General features: G+C 40.8%; 1 pseudogene. It reads left to right on the top strand.

Annotated elements, in window-relative coordinates:
• Positions 1–304 (top strand): annotated as a pseudogene (locus AAEZ00_RS20895) (peptidoglycan glycosyltransferase FtsI); the annotation flags it as partial.

The raw sequence follows: 304 nt of genomic DNA, 5'->3' as shown, positions 1-304 counted from the left end.
ATCCTAAACATGCTCATGATCAAGATGCATTTAAAGACATGCGACGTTGGCAAGCCCTTGCTGATGTTCTGCAGGAACCTGTCGATGTATTGGTCAGAAAAGTCAAAAACAATCCTAAAAAGCGCTTTGTATATCTTAAACGTCAAGTGACCTCTGCTGTTGCTGACTATATTGAGCAGCTTAAAATTGGTGGTATTTACCTTAAATCAGAATCCCGTCGTTACTATCCTGCTGGTGAAACGGCTGCACAGTTAATTGGTATCACTAATATCGATGATGTGGGCATTGAAGGCATCGAAAATAC

Source organism: Shewanella sp. S1-49-MNA-CIBAN-0167 (assembly GCF_040310145.1).
Lineage (GTDB): Bacteria > Pseudomonadota > Gammaproteobacteria > Enterobacterales > Shewanellaceae > Shewanella > Shewanella psychromarinicola.
This window is presented reverse-complemented; position numbering and strand designations above follow the sequence as displayed.